The following is a 4,072-nucleotide window of genomic DNA, read 5'->3' on the forward strand; positions in this document are numbered from 1 at the left end:
TGACCACGCCCACAGCGGAAGGAACCCTCAGCGGCCCGAGAAGGCGGCCCACATGGGGCGGACTCCACCGGCGGTGTCGCCGGCGTGGCCGAGGTAGGGCAGGTGCCAGTTCTGCTCGATGGTCGCGAGGAGCGAGTAGTGGTTGTACGGGGTGTGGTCGACCCGGTGCGCACCACCAGAGCCGCGGACGATGATCGCGGGCACGAGCCCGCCACCGTAGGTACCGCCGGGCCAGTCGGCCGAGACCCGCGGGTCCCCCTTGGCGACGTACGGCGAGTCGCAGCACCCGTCCGCGTTCTCCCATCCGCCCGTCTGCTCGTTGCCGGTGTAGTCGTTCTCGTCGGTGACGACGACGATCGCCGAGCGCTTGGTCCACGCCCTGGACGTCGTGATGGTGCGCACGGCGTCCTTGACGAACTGGTCGGCCTTCTGCTTGAGCGCGGCGTCGTTCGCGTCGTCCTTCGTGCTGCCGTACGGGCACGGCGTCTCAGGATGCCCCGCGATGGACTGGTAGACGCCGCCGTGCATGTCGTTGCACTGGTTCGGGCTGATCCACACGAACGCCGGCGCGTGCCTGCTGTTCAGGTCGCGGGCGAGCGCCGAGTAGTCCTTCACCTTCGCCATCCGGGCCGGGTCGTTCTTGACGCTGTCGAACAGGACGAAGGGGTTGTGCTTCTTGGCGTACAGCGAAGCCTCGGTGCCGTCCGGGAGCGTGGGGCCGAAGCGGGCCAGCTTGTCCGCGGGCAGGGTCTGCATGTACGCCCCCCACGTGACGTGCGCCCTCTCGAGCTGGTCGACCAGGTTGGGACGGTCCAGGTTCACGACGTTCTGGTCGTTGTCGTCCTGGATGCCGAAGGTGTCGCCCGCGATGGCGGCGATGTAGTTCGGCATCGAGGGGTGGGTGACGCCGTAGTAGTGGTCCGCCACGGTGTTCGTGGCGGCCAGCCGGTTCAGGTACGGCGCGTTGGCGTTGCCGATGACGCTGGACTTGGAGTGGTTCTCGAGCATGAGCACGTACAGGTGGTCGATGGCCGGCCCGGGGGTGTGGTGGGACCGGGGTTCCGCAGTGGCGGTTGCCGCGGCCAGGAGGGCCACCGATGCGGCTGCCGCGATGGCGGCAAGGAGGGATGGGCGTCGCACGACGAATCCTTTCGCTCGCGTCCGCTCGGGACGCGTGTTGGCATGACGGGGGTCTGCGGACTGCAGAAGCGCTGTGCCGACCACCTCCTGAACAGCATGGCGCCGCAGCGCATCTGATCAGGAACCATCAGCCCTGCCGGGCGGTTCGGCCGCGCCCCTGAGGGCCGGCCTGGCGGGATCCATCACCGAGGGCAGAGTCAACCACCGCCGGGCCCACGGGTAAAGGCTCCGGGACCAACGAATGGCCACCGCACGGTGAACGCTGGAGGCGCGCGGCCGGCGCTGAGGGACGACCCGGGACGCCGCACCGGCATCCGGTCACCTCGGCGCGCCGAAGGGAGCGTCGAGGTGGATGGCGAGCGCGTGCGCGGCGGCGGTCCGGCTCTGCACGCCGAGCTTCTCGTAGACGTGCTCGAGGTGCTTGCTCACCGTGCGTCGCCGGATGCGCAGCGCCGTCGCGATCTGGCCGTCGGTCCGCCCGTCCGCGACGAGCCGCAGCACCTCGAGCTCGCGCGGGGTGAGCGGACCGGCCGACACCGCCCGCCACGCGAGCCCGAGATGGGGGCGGATGAGGTCGAGCACCGCACGGTCGCGGTCCCCGAACCGTTCCCACCGGTCCGAGAGCGCGATTCCGACGACGTCGTGCATCCCCGGGAACGCGATCGCGAGGGTGTCCTCCAACCCGATCCGCGAGTAGACCGAGTCCTCGGTGTCCTGGCGGAGGAACCCCCGCCGGGTCGTGAAGTCGGAGATCGTCCGGGCCCGGCCGTCGCCGGTCCGCAGCTGGTGGCGCATCAGGGGGTGGCGTTCGGTGTGCCGCAGGAGGACCTCGACGTACTCGGGGAAGAGGACGTCCGCCGGGTCGCCAGACACGTCCCAGTGGCCGGTCCGCGGGTCGACCTCGTTGAGGATGGCGACGTCGCAGGGGACGAGGGACCGCACCCCGAGGAGCATCCGCTCGCGGAGGCTCGCGAGGTCGGGGGCCTCGGCGCAGTCGTGCACGACGCGCAGCACGGTGTCGAGGTCGGCTGCCGTCACGCTCACTCCGGCCGGAGCCATCGCTCGAGGGTAGCGCCGATACGGAGCATTCCGTATGGCCTCCGGCCGACCGCCGGTGCTTCGCTGCCTGAACAGCCCCGTTCCCGGTCACGACGCGGGAGGCGGGAGGAACCGACCCTGGGAGGGGAGCACGTCATGAGCCAGCACACGACGCACCCGGAGACCGAGCTCGACGTGGACGCGATGCAGGAGTTCGCCGTCCGCGTCCTCGGGATGCTCACCGGCGGGAGCACCGTCGCGATGATCGTCCTCGGCGACCGGCTCGGGCTCTACCGGGCGCTCGCCGCCGGCGGGTCGCTCGGTGCCGCCGACCTCGCGGCGGCCACGGGCACGAACGAGCGGCTCGTCCTCGAGTGGCTCTCCCAGCAGGCTGCCGTGGGGATCGTCGAGCACGACCCGTCGACCGGCGCCTTCTCGCTGCCCGCGGAACGGGCCGCCGTCCTCGCCACCGACCACTCCCCCGCCTCGCTGGTCGGGGCGGCTCCCATGGTGTGCGGGATGTACCGCCGGGTCGACGAGATCGCCGAGGCCTTCCGCACCGGCCGCGGCCTCGCGTGGGGTGCGCAGGACCCCACCCTCTTCGAGGCGACCGAACGCTTCTTCGGCGCCGCGTACCGCACCTTCCTCCTGCCGGAGTGGGTGCCGGCGCTCGGGCTCGAGGAGCGCCTCACGGCCGGCGCCCACGTCGCTGACGTCGGCTGCGGGCGCGGCCTGCCGCTGGTGCTCCTCGCCGAGGCCTTTCCCGGCTCACGGTTCGTCGGCTACGACAGCCACGAGCCGTCGGTCGACCTGGCCCGGCGCCGGGTCGCCGACGCGGGGCTGGAGGGCCGGGTGCGCTTCGAGGTCGCCGACAGCACCGGATACCCGGCGGAGGGGTACGACGTCATCACGTTCTTCGACTCCTTCCACGACCTCGGCGACCCTCGGGGCGCGGCCGAGCACGCCCGCCGGGCGCTCGCGCCGGGAGGGACCCTCGCCCTCGTCGAGCCGCGGGCCGCGGACGACCTGGCGACGACGATCGCGACGATGCCCGCCGCAGGGTTCGCGTTCGCCTCGTCGACGGCCTTCTGCACCCCGGGTTCGCAGTCCCAGCCGGTCGGCGCCGGGCTCGGCGCGCAGGCCGGTGAGGGACGCCTGCGCTCGGTGCTCGAGGACGCCGGGTTCCCGACGGTGCGCCGGGTCGCGGAGACGCCCTTCCACCTCGTCCTCGAGGCCCGGCCGTGAGAGCACCCGGACCGGCGCACCAGAGGGTGACCGCCGCGCCGGAGCCCCGGGGCGAGGCCGACGGCACGGGCCGGCAGCTCGAGCCGACGACCTGCCCGGAGTGCCTCGCCCCCGGTGAGGCCCTCGACCACTTCGTCCTCGAGAGCACCGACGGCCCGGTCGAGCACCTCCACATCCGCTGCGCCGCCGGGCATCGGTTCGTCCTCCCTGCCGAGATGCTCGCCCGGTGCGTCGAGGCCGGCGCCGCCGAGCACGCCACCTACCTGCTCGGCGGTCGGCATCGGGGCCGCGGCCACCCGGGAGAGGAGCACCACCCCGCGGTGCCCGACCGATGACGGCGCGGTTGCCTGGACGAGGCTGTCGGACCTGAGCCGGACAGCCGTCGCAGGTCAGCCGGACCTCGAACGTCCAGCATCAGACGAAGTCATACAGGAGAGCTGGCGGGGGGACTCGAACCCCCAACCCCCTGTTTACAAGGACGACCTCGACTGGTCGCGGCAGGTCGCTGACCTGCACTAACGGTGCGAAGCACGGCCTCGTTGAGCCGAGGCGTGCGCCCCACGTGCCATCCCGACGCACACCCGTGGCTACTCACGTCCCCGTGTCAACGTCGGCTGAAAGTGAACCCCTTGGCGTCCTTGGGTTCCAC

General features: G+C 72.0%; 4 protein-coding genes and 1 riboswitch. Of the genes, 2 read left to right on the top strand and 2 right to left on the bottom strand.

Annotated elements, in window-relative coordinates; all coding sequences use genetic code 11:
• Positions 1 to 27: 27 nt before the first annotated feature.
• Complete coding sequence (locus PKA89_RS20180) at positions 28 to 1,140, bottom strand: alkaline phosphatase family protein (protein WP_324422651.1); 1,113 nt, start codon at positions 1,138 to 1,140, stop codon at positions 28 to 30.
• Between the two features lie 111 nt (positions 1,141 to 1,251).
• Positions 1,252 to 1,336, bottom strand: a riboswitch (Fluoride riboswitch).
• A gap of 122 nt (positions 1,337 to 1,458) precedes the next feature.
• The gene (locus tag PKA89_RS20185) at positions 1,459 to 2,199 is read right to left on the bottom strand and encodes a helix-turn-helix transcriptional regulator (protein ID WP_324422653.1); all 741 of its coding nucleotides are present in this window, start codon (positions 2,197 to 2,199) and stop codon (positions 1,459 to 1,461) included.
• A 135-nt stretch (positions 2,200 to 2,334) separates the two neighbouring features.
• On the opposite strand from PKA89_RS20185, the gene PKA89_RS20190 reads away from it, so the two are divergent.
• Positions 2,335 to 3,423 carry a class I SAM-dependent methyltransferase gene (locus tag PKA89_RS20190; protein WP_324422655.1) on the top strand — a complete coding sequence of 363 codons (1,089 nt, stop codon included), beginning with the start codon at positions 2,335 to 2,337 and terminating at the stop codon, positions 3,421 to 3,423.
• 26 nt (positions 3,424 to 3,449) lie between these two features.
• Positions 3,450 to 3,758, top strand: a complete 309-nt coding sequence (locus tag PKA89_RS20195; RefSeq protein WP_324422657.1) for a hypothetical protein — start codon at positions 3,450 to 3,452, stop codon at positions 3,756 to 3,758.
• The last annotated feature ends 314 nt before the right edge of the window (positions 3,759 to 4,072 follow it).

This window comes from Phycicoccus sp. (assembly GCF_035325325.1).
In the GTDB taxonomy this organism is placed as follows: Bacteria; Actinomycetota; Actinomycetes; order Actinomycetales; family Dermatophilaceae; genus Phycicoccus.

What these genes read in the sequence shown, in the direction of transcription:
- PKA89_RS20185 (WP_324422653.1), bottom strand. Translation starts at nt 2,199, where the DNA reads ATGGCTCCGGCCGGAGTGAGCGTGACGGCAGCCGACCTCGACACCGTG.
- PKA89_RS20190 (WP_324422655.1), top strand. Translation starts at nt 2,335, where the DNA reads ATGAGCCAGCACACGACGCACCCGGAGACCGAGCTCGACGTGGACGCG.